Origin of the sequence: Amycolatopsis sp. NPDC052450, assembly GCF_044547565.1 — a bacterium.
Classification (GTDB): Bacteria; Actinomycetota; Actinomycetes; order Mycobacteriales; family Pseudonocardiaceae; genus Amycolatopsis.
On sequence record NZ_JBIUAQ010000014.1, the window covers coordinates 107,600 to 129,464 of the forward strand.

The 21,865-nt window shown below is 68.6% G+C and carries 18 protein-coding genes; 5 read left to right on the forward strand and 13 right to left on the reverse strand.

Annotated features, from left to right (window positions below; translation table 11 throughout):
• Window positions 1-268 precede the first annotated feature (268 nt).
• The 13 genes from ACIHAO_RS23630 to ACIHAO_RS23690 all read right to left on the reverse strand — a co-directional run bounded on the left by ACIHAO_RS23630 (window position 269) and on the right by ACIHAO_RS23690 (window position 16,126).
• The gene (locus ACIHAO_RS23630) at window positions 269-1,837 is read right to left on the reverse strand and encodes an amino acid ABC transporter substrate-binding protein (RefSeq protein WP_396561124.1); all 1,569 of its coding nucleotides are present in this window, start codon (window positions 1,835-1,837) and stop codon (window positions 269-271) included.
• Window positions 1,838-1,856: 19 nt separating this feature from the next.
• Window positions 1,857-3,860 carry a hypothetical protein gene (locus ACIHAO_RS23635; RefSeq protein ID WP_396561126.1) on the reverse strand — a complete coding sequence of 668 codons (2,004 nt, stop codon included), beginning with the start codon at window positions 3,858-3,860 and terminating at the stop codon, window positions 1,857-1,859.
• A gap of 203 nt (window positions 3,861-4,063) precedes the next feature.
• The gene (locus tag ACIHAO_RS23640) at window positions 4,064-4,531 is read right to left on the reverse strand and encodes a hypothetical protein (RefSeq protein WP_396561269.1); all 468 of its coding nucleotides are present in this window, start codon (window positions 4,529-4,531) and stop codon (window positions 4,064-4,066) included.
• A 214-nt stretch (window positions 4,532-4,745) separates the two neighbouring features.
• On the reverse strand, window positions 4,746-5,015 hold the full coding sequence (locus ACIHAO_RS23645; protein ID WP_396561128.1) for a hypothetical protein: 270 nt from the start codon (window positions 5,013-5,015) through the stop codon (window positions 4,746-4,748).
• An 87-nt stretch (window positions 5,016-5,102) separates the two neighbouring features.
• Entirely contained in the window at window positions 5,103-5,735 is a 633-nt protein-coding gene (locus ACIHAO_RS23650) for a TetR/AcrR family transcriptional regulator (protein WP_396561130.1), read from the reverse strand.
• The gene (locus ACIHAO_RS23655) at window positions 5,732-6,622 is read right to left on the reverse strand and encodes an SDR family oxidoreductase (RefSeq protein WP_396561132.1); all 891 of its coding nucleotides are present in this window, start codon (window positions 6,620-6,622) and stop codon (window positions 5,732-5,734) included. The genes ACIHAO_RS23650 and ACIHAO_RS23655 overlap by 4 nt, the downstream gene beginning before the upstream one ends.
• Before the next feature lie 19 nt (window positions 6,623-6,641).
• The gene (locus tag ACIHAO_RS23660) at window positions 6,642-7,808 is read right to left on the reverse strand and encodes an acyl-CoA dehydrogenase family protein (protein WP_396561134.1); all 1,167 of its coding nucleotides are present in this window, start codon (window positions 7,806-7,808) and stop codon (window positions 6,642-6,644) included.
• Window positions 7,805-9,757, reverse strand: a complete 1,953-nt coding sequence (locus ACIHAO_RS23665) for a biotin carboxylase N-terminal domain-containing protein (RefSeq protein WP_396561136.1) — start codon at window positions 9,755-9,757, stop codon at window positions 7,805-7,807. The genes ACIHAO_RS23660 and ACIHAO_RS23665 overlap by 4 nt, the downstream gene beginning before the upstream one ends.
• 9 nt (window positions 9,758-9,766) lie before the next feature.
• On the reverse strand, window positions 9,767-11,365 hold the full coding sequence (locus tag ACIHAO_RS23670; RefSeq protein WP_396561138.1) for an acyl-CoA carboxylase subunit beta: 1,599 nt from the start codon (window positions 11,363-11,365) through the stop codon (window positions 9,767-9,769).
• Window positions 11,362-12,510, reverse strand: a complete 1,149-nt coding sequence (locus ACIHAO_RS23675; protein WP_396561140.1) for an acyl-CoA dehydrogenase family protein — start codon at window positions 12,508-12,510, stop codon at window positions 11,362-11,364. Before ACIHAO_RS23675 ends, ACIHAO_RS23670 begins: the two co-directional genes overlap by 4 nt.
• The gene (locus tag ACIHAO_RS23680) at window positions 12,507-14,198 is read right to left on the reverse strand and encodes an acyclic terpene utilization AtuA family protein (RefSeq protein WP_396561142.1); all 1,692 of its coding nucleotides are present in this window, start codon (window positions 14,196-14,198) and stop codon (window positions 12,507-12,509) included. The genes ACIHAO_RS23675 and ACIHAO_RS23680 overlap by 4 nt, the downstream gene beginning before the upstream one ends.
• Window positions 14,195-14,989 (reverse strand): TIGR03084 family metal-binding protein, encoded by a 795-nt coding sequence (locus tag ACIHAO_RS23685; RefSeq protein WP_396561144.1) that lies wholly within the window; start codon window positions 14,987-14,989, stop codon window positions 14,195-14,197. Before ACIHAO_RS23685 ends, ACIHAO_RS23680 begins: the two co-directional genes overlap by 4 nt.
• A 276-nt stretch (window positions 14,990-15,265) precedes the next feature.
• Window positions 15,266-16,126 carry an NAD(P)-dependent oxidoreductase gene (locus tag ACIHAO_RS23690; protein WP_396561146.1) on the reverse strand — a complete coding sequence of 287 codons (861 nt, stop codon included), beginning with the start codon at window positions 16,124-16,126 and terminating at the stop codon, window positions 15,266-15,268.
• Window positions 16,127-16,176: 50 nt separating this feature from the next.
• Between ACIHAO_RS23690 and ACIHAO_RS23695 the strand changes: the two genes are divergently transcribed.
• From ACIHAO_RS23695 to ACIHAO_RS23715, 5 genes are all read left to right on the forward strand, one after another.
• Window positions 16,177-16,569 (forward strand): MerR family transcriptional regulator, encoded by a 393-nt coding sequence (locus tag ACIHAO_RS23695; protein WP_396561148.1) that lies wholly within the window; start codon window positions 16,177-16,179, stop codon window positions 16,567-16,569.
• Window positions 16,566-17,045, forward strand: coding sequence for a tetratricopeptide repeat protein (locus ACIHAO_RS23700; protein ID WP_396561150.1), 480 nt, complete (start codon window positions 16,566-16,568; stop codon window positions 17,043-17,045). Before ACIHAO_RS23695 ends, ACIHAO_RS23700 begins: the two co-directional genes overlap by 4 nt.
• 41 nt (window positions 17,046-17,086) lie before the next feature.
• Window positions 17,087-17,926, forward strand: a complete 840-nt coding sequence (locus tag ACIHAO_RS23705; RefSeq protein ID WP_396561152.1) for an enoyl-CoA hydratase-related protein — start codon at window positions 17,087-17,089, stop codon at window positions 17,924-17,926.
• Window positions 17,923-18,531 carry an acetoacetate decarboxylase family protein gene (locus ACIHAO_RS23710; protein WP_396561154.1) on the forward strand — a complete coding sequence of 203 codons (609 nt, stop codon included), beginning with the start codon at window positions 17,923-17,925 and terminating at the stop codon, window positions 18,529-18,531. The genes ACIHAO_RS23705 and ACIHAO_RS23710 overlap by 4 nt, the downstream gene beginning before the upstream one ends.
• A 222-nt stretch (window positions 18,532-18,753) precedes the next feature.
• Window positions 18,754-21,756 carry a ribonucleoside-diphosphate reductase subunit alpha gene (locus ACIHAO_RS23715; RefSeq protein ID WP_396561156.1) on the forward strand — a complete coding sequence of 1,001 codons (3,003 nt, stop codon included), beginning with the start codon at window positions 18,754-18,756 and terminating at the stop codon, window positions 21,754-21,756.
• The last annotated feature ends 109 nt before the right edge of the window (window positions 21,757-21,865 follow it).

Sequence of the window (21,865 nt, forward strand, 5' to 3'; positions counted from 1 at the left end):
TCACGCCCCCCCCCCCAAAGCACATCTGGTCTTGGGGGGTTGTTCTGGGGGGGTGTGTTTTTTTTTTTTTTTTTTTCAAAATAAAATAACCACTCACGACCCCTTCACAAAACGCCCGAACCAGGCACTGCTACCCGGAAAGAGTCCCCTGTGGACTGTCGAGAAGATGTCCGGCCACTGTGACGAGCCCCCGCCCGTCATCAGAACCCGAATCGTCACTCGCCACCCACCTCACCAGCTGTTATGCGGCTTTGCCTGCCTGCACCCTTCAGCGACCGCAGTCCGGCTTCGTGTTCAACGGCCGCCCACGCGACCACACGAGGTCGACCGGATGCACCGAACCGTCCGGGTCGATGGACAGGATCGGCAACGCCTTGTCGAGCTGGTTCCCGGTCGTCTGATCGAAGGCGACGAATCCGGTGGCGCCGGGCACCGGTGAGTTGCAGTCGATGCTGCGCAACACATCCGCCACCGAGACCGGATCCGCCGACACGTTCTGCACCGCCGCTTCGACCGCCGCGGCGACGGCGTCGTGTTCGATCATCGCGGCGCCGTCCCACAGTTCCGCCTTGGGAAACCCGTGGGTCCCGGTGAATTCGGCGACGAAGTTGTCGTAGTTCTTCTTGTACGCCGGATGTGCCGGATCGGCGGTGAACATATCCCACTGGTCGGGATAGGCGAGTGCCGTGTAGCGAAGGCGGACACTGATGTCCCCGTTCAACGGCAAGGGTTTCCCGGCGAGTGTGCTCGCGTCGTCCCCGGTCATCACGGTCACCGTGTCGAGCCCTTCGCAGGCGCCGTCGCCCGCCAGCGCCGCCACGAGGGCGCCGACATCGAGCCCGCGGCCGGCGAAGTAGATCAGATCGGGCCTCGCGCCGCAGATATCGTTGTGCCACTTGCTGAACAGACCTCGCAGATAGCCCTCACGAGAAATGTCGGTGAGCGGCTTGACGTCGTAGGTCTTCGTGAAGATGACCGGGATCTTCGACGAGTTCTGGAACGCCTCGGCGAGCGTGGTCGCGTAGGTGTCCTCCTTGCTGACTCCCTGGATCATCATCACGCGCCGGAAACCGTGCGCGGCGATGTATCCGGCCGCGGCGCGGGCCTCGTCGGTGTTCGTGGGGCCCACCCGGAAGAAGTTGTCGATCCGCGCTCCCTTCGGATCGGTGTTCATGTTGTCCGCGGTGGGGGTCGCGCCGATGGTGGCGATGCCGTGCCGGGACAGCTCCGCCACCAGCGCCCGGCTGTTCTCCGAACTGTTGCCGACAGCGGTGACCGCCACGATGCGCTGGGCCGCGGCCGCGGCGATGATCTCTTCGGCGGCGACACGCCAGTGGCCGGCGTTGCTCCCGTAGTTGGCCAGCAGGAGCTTGATCCCCGGGGGCCCGTTCTTCGGCCAGGCGGCGGTGATGGCGCCCTGGATCTCCCGCTGGATGAAGGGGAACGGCTGGCTGTCGACCTTCGGATCGGGCGCGAGGTTCTCCAGCACCACGATGGTCTTGAAGTTGTCGCCCGCCTTTTCGTTGCGGCTCTTGATGAGCTTCTCGAGCGGGTCGAGCGGATCGTCGTCCCGCACCGGGCCGGAGTCGAGGTTCAACCCGACGCAGACATACGACGAGCCGACCGACTCCTCGTCCGCGTCCACCGCGCGCAGCCCCGAGCCGCAGGACTCCCAGGGTCTGATCCACGCCAGCACGGCACTCACCAGCAGGGCCACGACCGCGATCAGCAGCACCCGATGGCGGCGCCCCCAGCCCCGTGGCCGCACCGGCGGCCCCGTCACCGCGCGTTCACGGGCCTCGGACATGCGTGTTCTCAGCGAATCGAGCCAGGACATCACAGAGTTCCGTTCAGGTTCAGGGGAATTCACCGCGCCGGGCGGCTTCCTTGGCCGACACGAGCGCGCCGACGTCCGGCTGGTGCGAGGTGGTGGCCAGCGCGGCGAAGGCGTTCGCGATCACCTGATGCTGGCCCTGCCCGCGGACCGCGAAGGGGTTGGCGGTCAGCCAGCCCGCCGCGATGAGCCGGGCGACGTTGTTCCGGATCTCGGACCGGTCGTCCGGGCATCGCGCGTTGTCCAGGTTGACGAGTTCTTCGTACAGCTCCGCGTGATCCCGCCCGGGTGGCAGATCGTCGGGCGCGTTGAGGACCAGTTCGAGCTTCGCGACCCATTCCACGTGCGGGATGCGGTTGAACTCCCGCTCGAAGAAGGTGACCACCTCACCGATGTCGCCCAGCGCGAGGTCGCAGTAGGCCAGGCGCACCGGATCCTGTGCGGTGTCCGGGTCGTCGCGCAGGGCCTTGAACTGATCCGTGTAGGTCGGCCCGTCCCCGTCCCCACGCCGGGCCAGCGCGGACACCAGGTTCGCGGCGATCCACGGATGCAGCGCCGCCTGGTCGTCCGTCGTCCCGGGCGAGTTCCTCGCCGTCACCCACAACGAGGTGCGCAGCTCGGTCAGGATCCGCCCGACGTGCGGCTGGTCGATCCGGCTCTGCGCGGCGTCCGGGATCAGCCAGGGCGCGGTCGCGAACGGCGCCGCGGTCACGAAGTCGTCGAGGTCGACGTCGTCGAGATGCTCGGTCAGGCCGAGTTCGGTCAGCCGACGGTAGCAAGGATCCTGCTCGCCACGGGGGCCGGTGGTGAGTAGGTCGCGGTCGCCTTCGCGCACGTCGCTCGCCCGCAATCGCGTCGCGAGCTGCTCAACCGCCGACGGCAGCCCGCCGGTCGCCCGGTGCGCGAGTGTGACCTTCGGAGTCAGCGCGCCGGAATCGAGGACGCGCGCGATCCGCCCGATCGGCTGGGGCGAGATCCGGACCGGGTAGTACGCCGAATCGAGCGCGCCGTGGGCTGGGTTCGCCCAATCGTCGTAGGAAGCCTCCTCGCAGTCCGCCATCGGCCGGACGGCGGACGGCGCGCCGGAGGCGGGTTTCCACGGCGCCAGCCAGGCGGTGCTCCAATCGTCGTGCCACCGCCCGCTGGTGGCGATCACCAGCAGCGCGTCGTGGGCCTCCCGGTCGTTCGGGTGCTGGACGGCGTGCCGTTCCCGTGCGGTGATCAAATCGGCGAGGAACTCGGTCCCGCCGGCGTGGTCGACGTCGTCGAGTACCACCACCCAGTTGTGCCAGTGCCTGCGCTGCTGCGTGATGTCGCAGGCGCAAGGGCTCTTCTCCTCCGGTCTCGCCATCCGCGGATGGTTCTCCCGGACGTCACCGAGGAACGCCGCCATCAGCCATTCGGTGACGGCCTTGGCGTCGCGGGCGCTGCCGTGCGCGAGCCGGTTGAGTTCGAGCAGCGCGTCGAACGGCGATCTCCCTTCGGCGTTGGGGAAGTCGGCCAGCGACCGCAGCGCCTTGCCGAGCCGCGGCCGGATGTTCCGGACCAGATGCGGGAACGTCTGGCGGAACAGCTCCGCATACGGTGGTTCGACGAGGCCGGTCGCCTTCGCCGCCTCGGTCAGCGTGTCGAGCGCTTTGTCCAGCGCCGGTGTCCAGATGATTCCGTGGAAACTGTTGATCAGCGATTTCAGCTGCGCCAGATCTTCGTCACGATTTCGCCCGGAAAGCTCCGCTTGAACCGCGATCAGCGCGATGGTGAAACGAACGAACTGCGGTTTCGGCCGATTCCGCCATTTACTCGACAGTGCGTAGGCCAGTTTCGTGAGCACGTCGATCGTGCCCGCCCTGCCGCCGTGCCCGAAATCGAATCCGGCGTGTACGACACCCCAGCCCAGGTCCTGACGGATCGCTTCCAGCGCCGTGGTCTTACCCGAACCGACCGGCCCGAGCAGCAGCGTCACCGGCTGCTGACGGGACGGATTCCCGACCTCGCGATTGATCAGCATTCTCCGGGCGAGCTGCACCGCGGGAGAATGTCGCCCCACACTCATTTTTCCTGTTCAGCCCCTCGCTCTGCTCCGGAAGAAATGGAGAGTGCGAACCATCGTAGGTACCGGGCCGAAGCCCGCACACGGGAAAAAGGGCACCAGACACGAAAGGACGAGATCCGGAGCGAATCGTGATTCTTGTTCGACGGTGCGCGACGCCGCCGATCACCCGAACGGCGCTATTGGCCCCACTGCGGCCGACGACCGCCACCCGGATATCCGCCGTGGTACCAGTCGTCATACCACTCGTGGTGACCGGCGCGCGGATCCGGCCGTTCCTCCCGGACCGGGGTGGGCGTCGGTGACGGCGTCTCCGAGCCGTGCATCGACGCCGTCATCGGTGGCGGGGGCGCGACACTGCCGCCCGAAGGCCCCGATGGGGTGGTCGGAGAAGCCGCGTCGTCCGGGGCATCGACGGCCTGCGGGGCGATGATCAGCGACGGCGGCGGGAGCGGCGCCCCCGGGACGACCTCGACCGGGTCGGCCGGAGTGAGCAGGAAGACCAGCACACCGCCGACGACGACTCCGCCCGCCGAAAGCGCCGAAATCCGCCGGATCTTCCCGTTACCGGGTGCGGCGGTGTCCGGAGCACGGTGTTTGGGCCCGCGTGGTCCCCGGCGACGGGGCGACGCGCCGGCTTTCCGCATCAACTCGCTCAGTGTCTGTTGATGAACCCGCGTCCGCGATGCCGACGGGCTCAGGTCGTCCCCACTGGCATCGCGACGAGCCGTGCGTGCCATCGGCACCTCCCAACCCGGTCCGCCGATCACTCGACGGCCTCATCCCGGGGTGGATCCTAGGAACGCGGGAGGCGGTTGTAAACGGTCGTCGTCCACTGCGGACGGACGATGCGGTGAAGGGTCAGGCAGCAGCGGTGACCGCGATCGCGGCCTCGCCGGCCTCGGTCAGCTCGGCGGGCACACGGCCGGTGACCGCGGCGAGGCCGGTGGACTCGGCGGGGCGGATGTAGCCACCGTGAGCCAGCGCGTGCGCGGTCATCTGATCGCAACAGGCGAACCCGTCGATGAAGAGATCCGGCTCGCAGCTGCACGACATCTGGGCACGGCGCGCCGCGACCGCTCGCAGCATCGCCATGGCTCGATGGGACAGTTCGACCTCTGAACCGGACACCGGTTTGGACCTCTCTCGATCAGCCACCTGAATCAGCAGCACTTACACCGTGTTATCGGTCGCTGCTCCATCAGTGTTAACAAGATCTCAGACGTTGTCGTTGCCTTTTCGGTTCCGTGAGATCTTCGCGGACGCCAGGGTGGGCTCCAGCACCCGCGCCCACTGCGCCACGATCTGCTTGCGCCGCTTCGTGTCATCGGTCAGCAGGCTCGCCAGGCCGAGGCCGCGGGCAAGATCGAGAGTGGCCTGGACCAGCTCGCGAACGCCCTGGTGGGACTCGTCGACGCCGAGCAGTTCGACGGTCACCCGGTGCGCCTCCCTGCCGACCCGGGCCTCCAGCGGCACCAGGGTCGCGCGCAGCGACTCGTCGGTCGACGCCGCGACCCACAGGTGGAGCGCGGCGCGGAACATCGGCCCGCCGTAGAGGTTGAGCACCATGTCGACGGCCCGTTCGATCCGCGACCGCCCGGACGGCAGTTCCGCCGCACGGGCGCGGAGTTCCACGATCTGGATCTCGCCGACGTGCTCGACCGCGGCCGCGACCAGGTCCTCCCGGGTCGGGAAGTGATGCTGGGCGGCACCGCGCGAGACCCCGGCGCGTTCGGCGATCACCGCGACCGTGGTCCCGTTCCAGCCCAGCTCCGCGATCGTCTCGACGGCGGCCTCGACCAGCCGCCGCCGGGTCGTGCGGCTGCGCTCCTGCTGTGGTTCGCGGATCATGGCCCTGACTCTGGAGTACGTGCCTCGACTGCGTCTGATGGGGTCTCAGCGGGAGAGCGTGCTTCGACCCAGAAATCGAGCTGCAGGTCTTCTTCGCGCTCACCGATGCGGTACTTCGAGAAGTCCGTGACCCCTTCGGCGGCGAGCACCTCGTCGTCGATGTAGAAGTGCCCGGACGCCTCGCGGGCCGGTTTGGTGAGGATCGCGTGCGCCGCGTCCGCCATGATCTCCGGCGTCCGCGACTTCGCCGCGAGTTCGGCGCCGACGACGTTGCGGATCGCCGCGGTGTCGATCGTCGTCCGCGGCCACAGCGAGTTCGCCGCGATCCCGAACTGTCGCAGTTCCGCGGCGAGCCCGACGGTCACCAGGCTCATCGAATACTTCGCGATGCTGTACGCGAGATGCCCGGTCCGGAACCACTTCTCGTCGAGGCTGATCGGCGGCGACAGCGTCAGGATATGCGCGTTCTCCGACAGTTTCAGGTACGGGATGGCGAGTTTCGACAGCAGGAACGAACCGCGCGCGTTGACGTCCTGCATCAGGTCGTAACGCTTCATGCTGACCGCTTCGGTCGGCGTCAGGTCGATCGCGCTGGCGTTGTTGAGCACGATGTCGATACCGCCGAACTGCTCCGCGGTCCGCGCGACCGCGGCTTCGACCGACGTGTCGTCGCGGACGTCGCCGACGATCGGCAGCGCCTGCCCGCCGGCGTCCTCGATCGCCTTGGCGGCGGTGTAGAGCGTTCCCGGCAGTTTCGGATGGGGCTCGGCGGTTTTGGCCAGCAAGGCGATGTTCGCGCCGTCGCGGGCGGCGCGGACCGCGATGGCCTCGCCGATCCCGCGGCTGCCGCCGGAGATGATGATCGTCTTGCCGTGGAGCGTGCTCATGGGAGGTCGCCTTCCGTGGTCAGTAGGACCGGGGCAGGCCGAGGCTGTGCTGGCCGACGAAGTTGAGCACCATCTCACGGCTCACCGGCGCGATCCGGCCCAGCCGGACGGCCGTGACCAGCGTGCCCAGCCCGTATTCGCTGGCGAGGCCGTTGCCGCCATGGGTCTGCACGGCCTGGTCGACCGCGCGGATCGCGACCTCGGCGGCGGCGTACTTGGCCATGTTCGCCGACTCGCCCGAGCCGAAATCGTCGCCGGAGTCGTAGAGCGACGCCGCCTTCTGCGTCATGAGCTTCGCCAGTTCCAGTTCGATCTTGATCTCGGCCAGCGGATGCGCGAGACCCTGGTGGGTGCCGATCGGCGCGCCCCACACCTTGCGCTCGTTGGCGTAGGAGACGGCCTTGCCCAGCGCGTAGCGGGCGATGCCGAGCGAGAACGACGCGCCCATGATGCGTTCGGGGTTGAGCCCCGCGAACAACTGCGCGATCGCCGCGTCCTCCTCGCCGACCAGCGCGTCGGCCGGCAGGTGGACGTCGTCGAGGAACAGGCCGAACTGCTTCTCCGGCGAGATGATGTCCATCTCGATCTGCTTGTACTCGAAGCCGGGCGCGTCGGTCGGGACGGTGAACAGCGCGGGCTTGAGCTTGCCGGTCTTCGCGTCCTCCATGCGGCCGACGACCAGGACGGCGTCCGCCTCGTCGACACCGGAGATGTAGACCTTCCGTCCACTGAGGACCCAGCCGTCGCCGTCGCGTTTCGCGGTGGTGGTGATCTTGTGCGAGTTCGACCCGGCGTCCGGTTCGGTGATCGCGAAGACCATCCGCCCGCTGCCGTCGGCGATCCCGGGCAGCCAGCGCTTCTTCTGCTCCTCGGTGCCGAACCGCGAGATGACCGTGCCGCAGATCGCCGGCGAGACGACCATGAGCAGCAGCGGGCAGCCCGCCGCGGCGAGTTCTTCGAGCACCGCGGCGAGATCCGCGATCCCCGCTCCCCCGCCGCCGTACTCCTCGGGCAGGTTCACGCCGAGGTAGCCGAGCCGTCCGGCCTCGGCCCACAGCTCGTCGGTCTTGAGCCCGGCACGAGCCTGCTTCGCGTAGTACTCGTGCCCGTACTTCTTGCCGAGTTCGGCGACGGCGGCCCGCAGCGCGACGCGCTCCTCGGGCTCGGTGAAGTTCATCGCGTTCATTCGTCGTCTCCTACCACCGCGAGGATCGTGCCCACTTCGACCTGTTGTCCGACCACCACCGGGAGTTCCGTCACGACGCCGTCGGCGGGCGCCGCGATCCGGTGTTCCATCTTCATCGCTTCGAGCCACAGCAACGGATCGCCGGTCTTGACGGTGTCGCCCGCTTCGACCGCGAGCCGGACGACCGTGCCCGGCATCGGCGCCACCAGCGATCCGGCGGCGAGCGCCGCGTCGGGATCGGTGTACCTCGGCACCACACCCAGCTCGACCGCGCCTTCCGGCGAATCGACGTACACCGTGCCGCCGTACCGGGCGACGGCGAACTTCCGCCGCACCCCGGAGACCTCCAGGACCACGGCGTCGCTCTCGGCGGAAACCAGCTCGACGCCTTCGAAACCGTCGGCGCGCAGACCGTCACGGCCGAGGGTGTAGACGACCTCGATCTCGTCGTCACCTTGACGGAAACGTTTGCGCTGTCCCTGGGAGCGGACGTTGCGCCAGCCGCTCGGCAGCCGCTCCTGTACCCGCGCGTGTGTGCGGTTCGCGGCCGCACCCGCCAAGGCTGCGGCCAGCGCCGAAATCCGTACGGTGTCCACAGTGGCCAGTGGACGGGCCAGGGTTTCGAGTCCGTGCCGGTCGAAGAACGCCGTGTCGGTCTCGCCGGCGAGGAAGGCCTCGTGGCGCAGAACGTTCACCAGCAGGTCGCGGTTGGTCACGACGCCGTGGATCTCCGCACCGGCCAAGGCTGCCGCCAGGGCGCGCGCCGCGCTCCGGCGGTCCGGGGCGTAGGCGATGACCTTGGCGAGCATCGGATCGTAGTGCACGCCGACGGTCTGGCCGCTGACGAAACCGGAATCCAGCCGGACACCAGGGCCGACTTCGAATTCCCGTTGTGCGGCGGGCAGTGCGAAGCGGTGCAAGGTACCGCTCTGCGGCTGCCAGCCCGCGGCCGGATCTTCGGCGTAAAGCCGGACCTCGATCGCGTGGCCTCGCGTCTCCGGCTCCTCGATCGGGAGGTGCTCGCCCTCGGCGATCCGCAGTTGCAGCGACACGAGGTCGAGCCCGGTCGTGGCCTCGGTGACCGGATGCTCCACCTGGAGCCGGGTGTTCATCTCCAGGAAGTAGAACCGCCCGTCCGGTCCGGCGAGGAACTCGACCGTCCCGGCGCCGACGTAGTCGATCGCCTGCGCGGCCTTGCGCGCGGCGTCGAACAGCGCCTCTCGCATGGTTTCGTCGACGAACGGCGACGGCGCCTCTTCGACGACCTTCTGGTGACGGCGCTGGATCGAGCATTCGCGCTCCCCCACCGCCCACACCGTGCCGTGGGTGTCGGCGAGCACCTGGACCTCGATGTGACGGCCGGTCTCCAGGTACCGCTCGCAGAACACGGTGGGGTCGCCGAACGCCGAGGCGGCCTCCGCACTCGCGCCTTCGACGGCCTCGGCGAGTTCGCCCAGCGAGCGCACGACGCGCATCCCGCGTCCGCCACCCCCGGCGGAAGCCTTGACCAGCAAGGGAAGATCGGCCTCGGTGACCTCGGCCGGGTCCAATTCGGACAGAATCGGGACCCCGGCTTCGGCCATCATCCGCTTGGACTCGACCTTGGAGCCCATGCTCTCGATGGCTTCCGGCGGCGGCCCGACCCAGGTGAGCCCGGCCTCGATGACGGCGCGGGCGAACGCGGCGTTCTCGGACAGGAAGCCGTAGCCGGGGTGGATCGCGTCGGCGCCGGTCTCGACGGCCGCCTTGATGAGCAGTTCGGCTCGCAGGTAGGTGTCGGAGGGCGCGTTGCCCGGCAAGCGGACGGCGACGTCCGCCTCGGCGGTGTGCGGCGCGTCGGCGTCCGCGTCGGAGAACACCGCGACCGTGCCGATTCCGGCGTCGCGACAGGTGCGGAACACGCGGCGGGCGATCTCGCCGCGGTTGGCGACCAAGAGTTTCTGGATCACTTTCGGCCCCTACATCCTGAAGACGCCGAAGCCTTCGGCGCCCTTCACTGGTCCATTGTGGATCACGGACAGGCTGAGCCCGAGCACCGTGCGGGTGTCGCGGGGATCGATGATCCCGTCGTCGTAGAGCATCCCGGAGAGGAACATCGGCATCGACTCCGCTTCGATCTGCCCCTCCACCATGGCGCGCATGGCGGCGTCGTGTTCCTCGTTGTAGTCCTGGCCTCGCGACGCGGCGGCGGCACGGGCCACGATGGAGAGCACGCCCGCCAGCTGCTGCGGCCCCATGACCGCGGATTTCGCGCTGGGCCAGGCGAAAAGGAACCGGGGATCGTAGGCACGGCCGCACATGCCGTAATGCCCGGCGCCGTACGAGGCACCCATGAGCACCGACAGATGCGGCACCTTGGAGTTCGACACGGCGTTGATCATCATCGCGCCGTGTTTGATGATGCCGCTCTGCTCGTATTCCTTGCCGACCATGTAGCCGGTGGTGTTGTGCAGGAAGACCAGCGGCGTGTCGATCTGGTTGGCCAGCTGGATGAACTGCGCGGCCTTCTGCGACTCTTCGCCGAAGAGCACGCCTTGGGCGTTGGCGAGGATACCGACCGGGTAACCGTGGATGCTTGCCCAGCCGGTGGCGAGGCTGCTGCCGTACAAGGGTTTGAACTCGTCGAAGTCCGAACCGTCGGCGACCCTGGCGATCACCTCACGCGGGTCGAACGGCACCTTGAGGTCGGTGGGCACGATGCCGAGCAGATCCTCGGCGGAGTACAGCGGCTCCGCGTAGTCCGGTTTCGGCGTCGGGCCCTGTTTGGTCCAGTTCAGCCGCTTGACGATGCTGCGGCCGAGCCGGATCGCGTCCTCTTCGTCCACCGCGAGATAGTCGGCGAGCCCGGAGGTGCGGGCGTGCATCTCGGCGCCGCCGAGCGATTCGTCGTCGGACTCCTCACCGGTGGCCATCTTGACCAGCGGCGGTCCGCCGAGGAACACCTTCGCCCGTTCCTTGACCATCACGACGTAGTCCGACATGCCGGGCAGGTACGCGCCACCGGCGGTCGAGTTGCCGAACACCAGGGCGATCGTGGGCACCTTCGCCGCCGACGAACGCGTGATGTCGCGGAAGATCCGGCCGCCGGGGATGAAGATCTCTTTCTGCGTCGGCAGATCCGCGCCGCCGGACTCGACGAGGTTGATCACCGGCAGGCGGTTCTGCGCGGCGATGTCCGCGGCACGATAGCTCTTCTTGGCCGTCCACGGGTTGCTCGCCCCGCCTTTGACCGTCGGGTCGCTCGCCGAGATCATGCACTCGACGCCTTCGACGACGCCGATCCCGGTGATCACGCTGGCGCCGACCTGGTAGTCCGAACCCCAGGCCGCCAGCGGCGACAGTTCGAGGAACGGCGAGTCCTCGTCGAGGAGGAGCTCGACCCGCTCGCGGGCCAGCAACTTGCCACGTTTGCGATGCCGGGCGACGTACTTCTCGCCGCCACCCGCGATCGCCTTGGCGTGCTCGCCGTCGATCTCGGCCAGTTTGCCGAGCATGGACTCGCGATTGGTGGCGAACTCCTCGCCTCGCGTGTCCACAGTGGACTTGATCGTGCTCATGCGGTGTATCCCAATCGCTTCGCGGCCAAGCCGGTGAGGATCTCGTTGGTCCCGCCGCCGATCCCGAGGATGCGCACGTCACGGTAGTGACGCTCCACTTCGGACTCCCGCATGTAGCCGAGTCCGCCGTGCAGCTGCACGGCCTCGTTGACCACCCATTCGGCGGTCTCGACGGCGGTGTTCTTCGCGAAACAGGCTTCGGCGATGACCTCTTCGCCCGCGACGTGCCGTTGGGCGACCTGCCGGGTGTAGGTCCGGGCGACGTCGATCTTGCGCGCCATCTCGGTGAGCTTGTGCTGCACCAGCTGACGGGAGATCAGCGGCCGGCCGAAGGTCTCACGCAGGCGGCACCAGTCCAGCGTCAGGTCGAGCGCTCGCTGCGCGTGGGCGTAACCCTGCACCGCCAGCGAGACCCGTTCGGTGACGAACTGGGTGGCGACCTGCGCGAACCCGCTGTTCTCGGCGCCGACCAGGTTCTCCGCGGGCACGCGGACGTCCACATAGGACAACTCGGCGGTGTCCGAGCAGAGCCAGCCCATCTTCTCCAGCTTGCGGGAGACGGCGAAACCCGGCGTGCCGCGCTCGACCACGATGAGCGAGATCCCGTGAGCGCCCGCTTCACCGGTGCGGACCACGGTGGTCACGAAGTCGGCGCGGCAACCCGAGGTGATGAAGGTCTTGGCCCCGTTGATGACGTACTCGTCGCCCTCGCGCACCGCGGTGGTGCGGATCCCGGCGACGTCGGAGCCGCCGTCGGGTTCGGTGACCGCGAGCGAGCCGATCTTGTTGCCTTCCAGTGCCGGCCGGACCCAGCGTTCGATCTGCACCGGATCCCCGGCCGCCGCGATATGCGGGACGGCGATGCCACAGGTGAACAGCGAGGCGAACAGGCCGCCGGAACCACCCGCGTAGTGCAGTTCCTCGGCGATGACCACCGCGTCGAGGTAGTCGCCGCCCCCACCACCGACCTCTTCGGGGAAGCCGACGCCGAGCAGTCCGAGTTCCCCGGCCTTGCGGTGCAGGTCGCGGGGCAGTTCGCCCTCGCGCTCCCAGCCTTCGAGGTGGGGCAGGATCTCGGTTTCGGCGAACCGCCGCACGGTCCTGCGCAGTTCGGCGCGTTCCGGCGTGGAGAAGGGGTCGGTCACAGGAGGGCCTCCGGGATGTCGATCTCGCGGGAGCGCAGCCATTCCCCGAGCGCCTTCGCCTGCGGGTCGAACCGCGCCTGCGACGCGACGCCCTCGCCGAGGATGCCTTCGACGACGAAGTTGATCGCCCGCAGGTTCGGGAGCAGATGCCGCCGGACCTCGAGGTCCGCGGTCTCCGGGAGCAGCAGTTTGAACTCGGTGACGGTGAGCCGGTGCGCGAGCCAGCGCCACGCCTCGTCGGAGCGCGCCCAGACACCGACGTTCGCGTTGCCGCCCTTGTCGCCACTGCGGGCGCCGATCACCCTGCCCAGCGGTGCCCGGCGGACCTGCGCCTGAGTGAACGGCGCGGGCAGCCGATCATCGTCCACTTCGGACAGAGGCAGTGTTTCGGTGGCGGGCGCGATGTCACGGCGCGTTCCGTCCGGCAGGACGGCGACGTGCGGCACCTCGTGCGCGTCGACGAACGCGGGCCGGTACACGCCGTAGGGCGAGGCGGCCGCGGGCGGTGCGGTGACGTGGAAGCCGGGGTAGCTCGCCAGCGCGAGTTCGATCGCCGCGCCGCTGAACGCGCGCCCGGCGACCTCCGGATCGGCGTCCTTCACCGCGACGTGCAGCAGAGCGCTCGCCTGCTGCTCGGTTTCGGCGTCGGGACGGTCGGTGCGGGCAAGGGTCCACTGGACGTCCGCCGGCGGCTTGGCCTTGAGTGCGCCTTCGAGTTGTTCCTTGACCAGCGCGGCTTTCGCCTCGATGTCGAGTCCGGTGAGGACGAACGTCGTCTCGTTGCGGAAGCCGCCGAGCCCGTTCAGGCAGACCTTGAGCGTCGGAGGCGGCGCCTCCCCGGTGACGCCGCTGATCCGGACGCGGTCCGGACCGTCCTCGGTGAGCGTCAGCGTGTCGAACCGCGCCGTGACGTCCGGCCCGGCGTAGCGGGCGCCGGTGATCTCGTAGAGCAGTTGCGCGGTAACGGTTCCGGCGTTCACCACGCCGCCCGTGCCGGGATGTTTGGTGATCACGCTGGAGCCGTCGGCGGAGATCTCGGCGATCGGGAACCCCGGGACGCCGAACTGGTGCTCGGTGAAGAAGGCGTAGTTGCCACCGGTGGCCTGCGTACCGCATTCGATCACGTGCCCGGCCGCGACCGCGCCCGCCAGCGCGTCGTAGTCGTCGCGCGCCCAGCCGAAGTGCGCGGCCGCCGGGCCGACGATCACCGACGCGTCGGTGACACGGCCGGTCACCACGATGTCGGCGCCGGCGTTCAGGCATTCCGCGATCCCCCAGGCGCCGAGGTACGCGTTGGCGGTCAGGGTCTTGCCGAAGCCGAGTTCTTCCGCCCGCTGGACGAGGTCGTCGCCCTCGACGTGCGCGATGGCGACGTCGACGCCGAGTTTCGCGGCCAGTTCGCGAAGCGCGTCCGCGAGGCCGGCGGGATTGAGCCCACCGGCGTTCGCCACGATCTTGACGCCCTTTTCCTTCGCCAGCGCGAGATTCTGCTCCATCTGGCGCAGGAAGGTCTTGGCGTACCCGCGATTCGGGTCCTTCATCCGGTCGCGGCCGAGGATGAGCATGGTCAACTCGGCCAGGTAGTCGCCGGTCAGCACGTCGAGCGGGCCGCCGGTGAGCATCTCGTGGACGGCGGAGAACCGGTCGCCGTAGAACCCGGACGCGTTGCCGATCCTGATCGGGGTCATGCGAACTGCCCCGGCTTCCGCCCGGCGCCGGGAGGCCCGGCGAAGGCCTGCGCGATCCCGAGCCACTCTTCGACGTCGGCGCCGGTGGCGACCAGGTCGGTGTCGGCGGGATGACGCCGCTGGGTGATGACGAGGCAGAAGTCGACCGCGCTTCCGGTGAGCCGCTGCTCGGCGTCCTCGGGGCCGAACGCCCAGGTGGTGCCGTCGGGCGCGGCCAGCTCGACGCGGAATTCCACGGCGGGCGGAGAGAGCGAGTTGAGCTTGTAGGCGAAGTCGCGGGTGCGGGTCCCGAACCGGGCGATATGCCAGATCCTGGCCGTGTTCTCCCGCTCCAGGCCGAGCGCGTCGAAGATGTCCTGGCCGTGCGCCCAGGTCTCCATGAGCCGCGCGGTCACCATCGACGCGGCGCTCATCGGCGGGCCGTACCAGGGGATCTTCTGTCCGTCGGGCACCGCGGCGAGCGCTTCGGCGAGTTCCGCGCGGCCGGCGCGCCACTCGGCCAGCAGCTCACGGGGTGGCGTCTTCGCGCCCTCGGCGGCGCCGTCGTCGACGTAGGACTCGCCCGTCGCGAGCAGCCCTTCGATCTCGGCCTGCCACTCGGCCTCGGAGCCGCGCGCCGCGATCAGCGCCTTCTTGTCCGTCCAGGCCAGATGAGCGATCTGATGGGCGATCGTCCAGCCTTCGGCCGGGGTCCGCCTCGCCCAGTCCGACGCGGGCAGATCCGCCACCACGTCGTCGATGGCCTGCGATTCCGCCGCGAGATCCCCAAGGATCACGCCCAGGTCAGCCATGCCCGCCTCCTCGCGTCTTCCCCAGGCTGGCACCCCCCGCCGGAAAAATCAAGCACGCCTGATTGTTTTGTGGATACGAGCTACAGCGTGCGAAGTACATGAAGGCCCCCTTCCTGTCCTTAAGCGCAAGGAAGGGGGCCTTCACGCGCCGCCGTTGTGACTAGTGGTGCTGCTGGGACGCAAGTGGCGGCCAGGTCCGTGAAGGCCTCCTTGAGGGACTCTGGGTCCCTCAAGGAGGCCTTCACGGACCGGCGTGCGACCCCCAGCCGTGCCGCCCTACTTACCCGCCCGCTCGAATTCCCGGATCAGCACCGGGTACTGCTCTCCCCCGTGCCCGGCGGCGATCGCGCGGTCGGCCATCGCCTTGAGCAGCTTCGGCAGTTCGGCGTTCACGCCCAGCGCCTCGCTCTCCTCGACCAGGTGCGCCATCGCCCGCACGTCGGTCTCCAACGCCGACACCTCGGCGGGGAAGGAACCCTTGTCGACCTGTTCGGCGTATCCGGGCAGCCAATCGGCCACCCCGGCGGCGATCTGCCGCGCGAACGGCGCGAACGTCGCGGCGTCGACACCGGCGGTCTTGAGCATCGCCGTGCCCTGAAGCCACGCGTTCAGGACGCTCCACATCATGGTCAGCCCGGCGACGTCGTACAGGGACGCCAGCCCGGGATCCTCGCCGAGATGGCTGATCGTGCCGAGCGCGCCGAGGTCGAAGTCCGGCCGCGGCCCGCTGAGCAGGATCACCGCCTCGGCGGTCCCGATCGTCGGCGGGATGGCCATGATCGCGCCGTCCAGGTAGCCGGCGCCCTGTTTTCCGGCCCAGGCGGCGGTTTCCCGTGCTTGGGCGGAGCTGCCCGAGGACAGGTTGACCAGGGTCGTGCCCTCCAGCCCTGCGTCGCCGAGCAGGTCACGCACAGCGGAGTAGTCGGTGAGGCACAGGATCGTCACGCCGCCCGAGGCGAGCGCTTCGCCGATCGTGGGCGCGAGCCGCGCGCCTTCGGCCACGAGCGCGTCCGCCTTGGCGGCCGTCCGGTTCCACACGGTCGTGGGATGCCCCGCCTTCAGGAACGCACGGGCGAGCGCGGTGCCCATGAGACCGAGGCCGACGACCGATATCGGGGTGTTCTCGTTGTCTGTCATGGCACGATCGTCAACGTTGATACCGGTATGAAGGTCAAGTGGGGAATGCGATGAAGATCGGTGAACTGAGTCACCGGACGGGCGTCAACGCCCATCAGTTGCGCTACTACGAAGCCCAAGGGCTCCTGGAGGCGAGCCGCGGCACGAACGGCTACCGCGAGTACGACGAGACGGCCTTGCTGCGGGTGAAGCAGATCCGGCATCTGCTCGCCGCCGGCCTGTCGTCCGAGGACATCGCGTATCTGCTGCCGTGCGCGATCGGCGAGGAGCCCGAGCTGATCGGCTGCCCCGAACTGCTGGCCGCGATGCGCGAGCGGCTCGGACGCCTGGACGAGCAGCTGGCCAAGCTGGCGCGTTCGCGTGACGCGCTGGCCGAGTACATCGTCGTGGCCGAGCGCGTCGGCGGCGAGACCTATCCGCCCTTCGACGGCGCCGCCGCGTGAACGAGACGCAGGAAGCGGTCCGGCTGCGGGAGCAGGGCACCGACGAGGCCCGCCTGCGGCTGATCGAGCTGGCCGCGCGGAAGCCTCGGGACGCCGTGATCGCCTACCAAACCGCGTGGGCGCATGATTCGGCCGGGCTGGAGGCGGCAGCGGCCCCGTTCTACGAGCAGGCGCTCGCGGGCGAAGGTCTGTCCACAGAGGACAGGCACGGCGTGTTCGTCGGGCTCGGCAGCACGTATCGCGTCCTCGGCCGGTACGACGAGTCGCTCAAGACATTGCGCCGCGGTCTCTCCGAATTCCCGGACGACGCTGCGCTGAGGACCTTCCTCGCGATGGCGCTCTACAACGTCGGCGAAGCGCGCGAAGCGGCGGGAACGCTGCTGAAGGTGCTCGCGGCGACGAGCGCGGACGACGGCGTGCAGCGGTACCGGCGAGCGGTCGAGTACTACGCGGACCATCTGGACGACGTCGAATGAGCCTTATTGACACCTTGTCAACATAGCCTTACTTTCACGTCATGAGCGCGTACGCCGAAATCACCTACGAGGTCGCCGACCGCATCGCGACGGTCACGCTCAACCGGCCCGAGGCCCGCAACGGCTACACCATCCGCATGGCCGACGAACTCGGCGACGCGATGGACCGGGCCGACCGCGACGAAGACGTCCGGGTGGTGATCCTGACCGGCAACGGCAAGGACTTCTCGGTGGGCGCCGATCTCACCCAAGGCGGCTTCGACTTCGACCCGGAGACCGGTCCGGACGCGGCATGGCAGGAGCCGGCGGGACGGTGCTCGAAGCGGATCTTCACGATGAACAAGCCGGTGATCGCGGCCCTGCGGGGCGCGGCCGTCGGCGGCGGCGTCACGATCACGCTGTCGTGCGATTACCGGCTGGCGTCCACGGACTCCCGGTTCGGTTTCGTGTTCGTCCGCCGCGGGATCTACCCCGAAGGCGCGTCCGCGTGGTTCCTCCCGCGGCTCGTCGGGATGGGCACAGCACTCGATTGGATGATCAGCGGCCGCGTGTTCGGCGCCGAGGAAGCGAAAACCGCCGGGCTGGTCCACAGTGTTCACGAGCCCGAAGAAGTGCTCGGCAAGGCACGCGAACTGGCCCTCGAGATAGCCAGGACCACCTCACCCGTCTCGGTCGCGGTGACCCGGCAGCTGTTGTATCGGATGGCCAGCGCGGAATCGCCGTTCCCCGTGCACGAACTCGACTCCCGGCTGATCGGCGGCCTTGGCTCCAGCCCGGACGCCGTCGAAGGCGTCGTGTCCTTCCTGCAGAAACGACCACCGGAGTTCTCCATGCGCGTCGACACCGACCAGCCCGCCTACCTGCCGTGGCGGAACGCATGACCGCCTATCCCCCGGAGCCCTGGGACCTGGCGGGTCAGGCGTACCTGTCGGTCTGGCGGGTCCCGGTGAGCGAACTGCCCGCACTGCCCGACGGCGCCGAACCCGTCGTACTGGGCGGCCGCGCGCAGGTGTTCACCGCCTGGATCGACTACCAGGAGCCCGGCCGGCTTCAGTATCACGAGCTGCTGGCGACCGTCGCGGTCCGCGGCGAGCGTCTCTCCAGCTCGATCACCGACATCTGGGTCGACAGCGAGGTCTCCCTCGCCGGCGGACGCGCGTTGTGGGGCATTCCCAAGGACCTCGCCGCGCTCGACTTCGCCCACGGGCGGACCTTCACCGCCTCGGCGGCCACCCACGAGGACTGGATCGCGACGGCGGCCTTCACCGCCCGCCCGAGCCTTCCGGTGCGGATGCCCGCGGCCTTCGACGTCGTCCAAATGCTGGACGGCCGTCTCAAAAGAAGCCCCGTCCGAGCGACAGCGAACCCGCGCCCCGCGACCGCGGACTGGCGGATCAACGAGTCCGGCCCGTTCGGCTTCCTCGCCGGTCAGCGGCCCGTCCTGAGCGCCTGCCTGCGCGATTTCAAGCTCGTTTTCGGGGGCTGACCAGCCGCTCAGCGTGATCGTCTAACCCGCCAGGGTGAGACCACGACACGCCACCCATTGGGGCACGTGCAGCCTCCGACCCCTACATGTAGTCTCTGGGAACCGGCACCGCCCAGCGACGGGGAGACCGCTCGGGAGCGGTGGTCGGACAGCTTTGTGAACGTGCAGCGCACGGCCTTGTGAGGCCCTGTGGTGCTTCAACGCGCCCTTTTGGAGTCAGGCATGTCAGTCGATACCGGTCAGCGGCCGCCCTCGTCCTCGGACACGACGCCCGCGACCGTGCGAGTCATCCGGCGGGACGGCAGCGTGTCCCCCTTCGACGCGAGCAAGATCTCGGTCGCCGTGACCAAGGCCTTCCTCGCCGTCGAGGGCGGTGACGCGGCCGCCTCGTCGCGGATCCACCACCTGGTCAACGAACTGACCGAGCAGATCGAAGCCACTCTGCTCCGCCACGCCGGTCCCGAGACCGCGCTGCACATCGAGCAGATCCAGGACATCGTCGAACTGGCGCTGATGCGCGGCGAGCACCACAAGGTCGCCCGCGCGTACGTCCTGTACCGCGATGAGCGCGCGAAGGCCCGTGACGCCGAGAAGCCCGCTTCGTCCGATGTCGCCATCAGCGTCAAGGCGGCCGACGGCTCGCTCCGTCCGCTCGACTGGGCCCGCGTCTCGCACGTCGTCGGCGAGGCCGTCGCCGGACTGGATGACGTCTCGGCCGAGCCGGTGCTGGCCGAGGCCAAGCGCAACCTCTACGACGGCATCAGCGCCGACGAGCTCGCCCTCGCCCAGATCATGGCCGCGCGCGTGCTCGTCGAGCAGGAGCCGAACTACTCCTACGTCAGCGCCCGGCTGCTTACGGACAAGCTCCGCGGCGAGGCGCTCAGCTACCTCGCGGGCGTGCCGCAGCAGGCCAGCCAGGACGAGATGACCGCGCGGTACCCGCAGTACTTCCGCGACTACCTCAAGCGCGCCATCGAGCTGGAGCTGGTCAACCCCGAGCTCCAGACCTTCGACCTGGACAAGATCACCGCGGCCATCCACGCCGAGCGCGACCTCGACTTCGGCTTCCTCGGCCTGCAGACCCTGTACGACCGGTACTTCCAGCACCACAACGGCATCCGCTTCGAGCTGCCGCAGGCGTTCTTCATGCGCGTCGCGATGGGCCTGGCGATCCGCGAGGACAATCGGGAATCTCGTGCCATTGAGTTTTATGAGCTGCTCTCGACGTTCCACTTCATGGCGTCCACCCCGACGCTGTTCAACTCGGGCACCACTCGCCCGCAGCTGTCGTCCTGCTTCCTGACCACTGTGGACGATGACCTGGACTCGATCTTCCAGGCGTACAAGAACAACGCGCTGCTGGCGAAGTACTCGGGCGGCCTCGGCAACGACTGGACCCCGGTCCGCGGCCTCGGCGCGCACATCAAGGGCACCAACGGCCAGTCGCAGGGTGTCGTGCCGTTCCTCAAGATCGCCAACGACACCGCGGTCGCGGTGAACCAGGGCGGCAAGCGCAAGGGCGCGGCCTGCGCGTACCTCGAGACCTGGCACGTGGACATCGAGGAATTCCTCGACCTGCGCAAGAACACCGGTGACGACCGTCGTCGTACGCACGACATGAACACCGCGAACTGGGTGCCCGACGAGTTCCTGCGCCGCGTCGAGGCCGACGCGCAGTGGACCCTGTTCTCGCCGAACGAGACCCCGGACCTGCACGACCTCTACGGCACCGCGTTCGCCGAGCGCTACCGCGAGTACGAGGCCGCCGCCGAACGCGGTGAGCTGAAGGTGTTCCGCAAGATCCGCGCGGTCGACCTGTGGCGCCGCATGCTGACCATGCTGTTCGAGACCGGCCACCCGTGGATCACCTTCAAGGACCCGTGCAACCTGCGCTCGCCGCAGCAGCACGTGGGTGTCGTGCACTCGTCCAACCTGTGCACCGAGATCACCCTGAACACCACCACCGACGAGGTCGCGGTCTGCAACCTGGGCTCGGTGAACCTGCTCAAGCACGTCACCCCCGAGGGCTTGGACACCGCGCGGCTCGAGAAGACCGTGCGCACCGCGGTCCGCATGCTCGACAACGTGATCGACATCAACTTCTACACGATCCCGGAGGCGCGCCGCTCCAACCTGCGTCACCGCCCGATCGGCCTCGGCCTGATGGGCTTCCAGGACGCGCTGTTCGAGATCGGTGTCCCGCTGTCCTCGGACGAGGCCGTGCAGTTCGCGGACACCAGCATGGAGCACATCAGCTACTACGCGATCTCGGCTTCGACCGACCTCGCCGAGGAGCGCGGCCAGTACCAGACGTTCGAGGGTTCCTTGTGGAGCAAGGGAATCCTGCCGATCGACTCGCTGCAGCTGCTGATCGACGCCCGCCAGGGCGACGCCCTCGACGTCGACACCTCGTCCACTTTGGACTGGGCGCCGCTGCGTGAGCGGGTCAAGACCGTCGGTATGCGCAACTCCAACGTGATGGCGATCGCGCCGACCGCGACGATCTCCAACATCTGCGGCGTCGGGCAGTCGATCGAGCCGCTGTTCCAGAACCTGTTCGTCAAGTCGAACATGTCCGGCGACTTCACCGTGGTCAACCCGCACCTGGTCCGCTCGCTCAAGGAGCGCGGGCTGTGGGACGAGGTCATGGTCTCGGACCTGAAGTACTTCGACGGCAGCCTCGGCCAGATCGACCGCGTGCCGGACGACCTGAAGGCGCTGTACGCCACCGCGTTCGAGATCGAGTCCAAGTGGCTGGTGGACGCGGGTTCGCGTCGTCAGAAGTGGATCGACCAGGCGCAGTCGCTGAACCTGTACATCGCGGCGCCCAGCGGCCGCAAGCTCGACGAGCTGTACCGCTACGCCTGGCACAAGGGCCTCAAGACCACGTACTACCTGCGGGCGCGGTCCGCGACGCACGTGGAGAAGAGCACCCTGCGCGGCACCGACGGCAAGCTGAACGCGGTCTCGGCCACCCCGGCCCCGGCCACACCATCGGCACCCAAGCCCGCCGCCCCGGCTCCCGCCGCTTCGCCCGCCCCGTCGGCTTCCGCCGCGGTCTCGCCGTCGCCCGCCGCCGCGGTCCCGGCCGTCCCGGTGACCGCCCCGGCCCCGGCCGCCAAGCCGGAGCCGAAGGAGATGCCGCAGGTCTCGGACGTCGACTTCGTCGCCACCGACGGTGCCGCCTGCCGGATCGACGACCCCGACTGCGAAGCCTGCCAGTGACCGCCCGGTCGTGGGGGGGGGTTTGTGGTTGTTGAACGACACGGCCAACAACACCACACCCGCAAGAAGGTGTTTTTATTCAGAAATGAACACCACCACCACCCCCCCC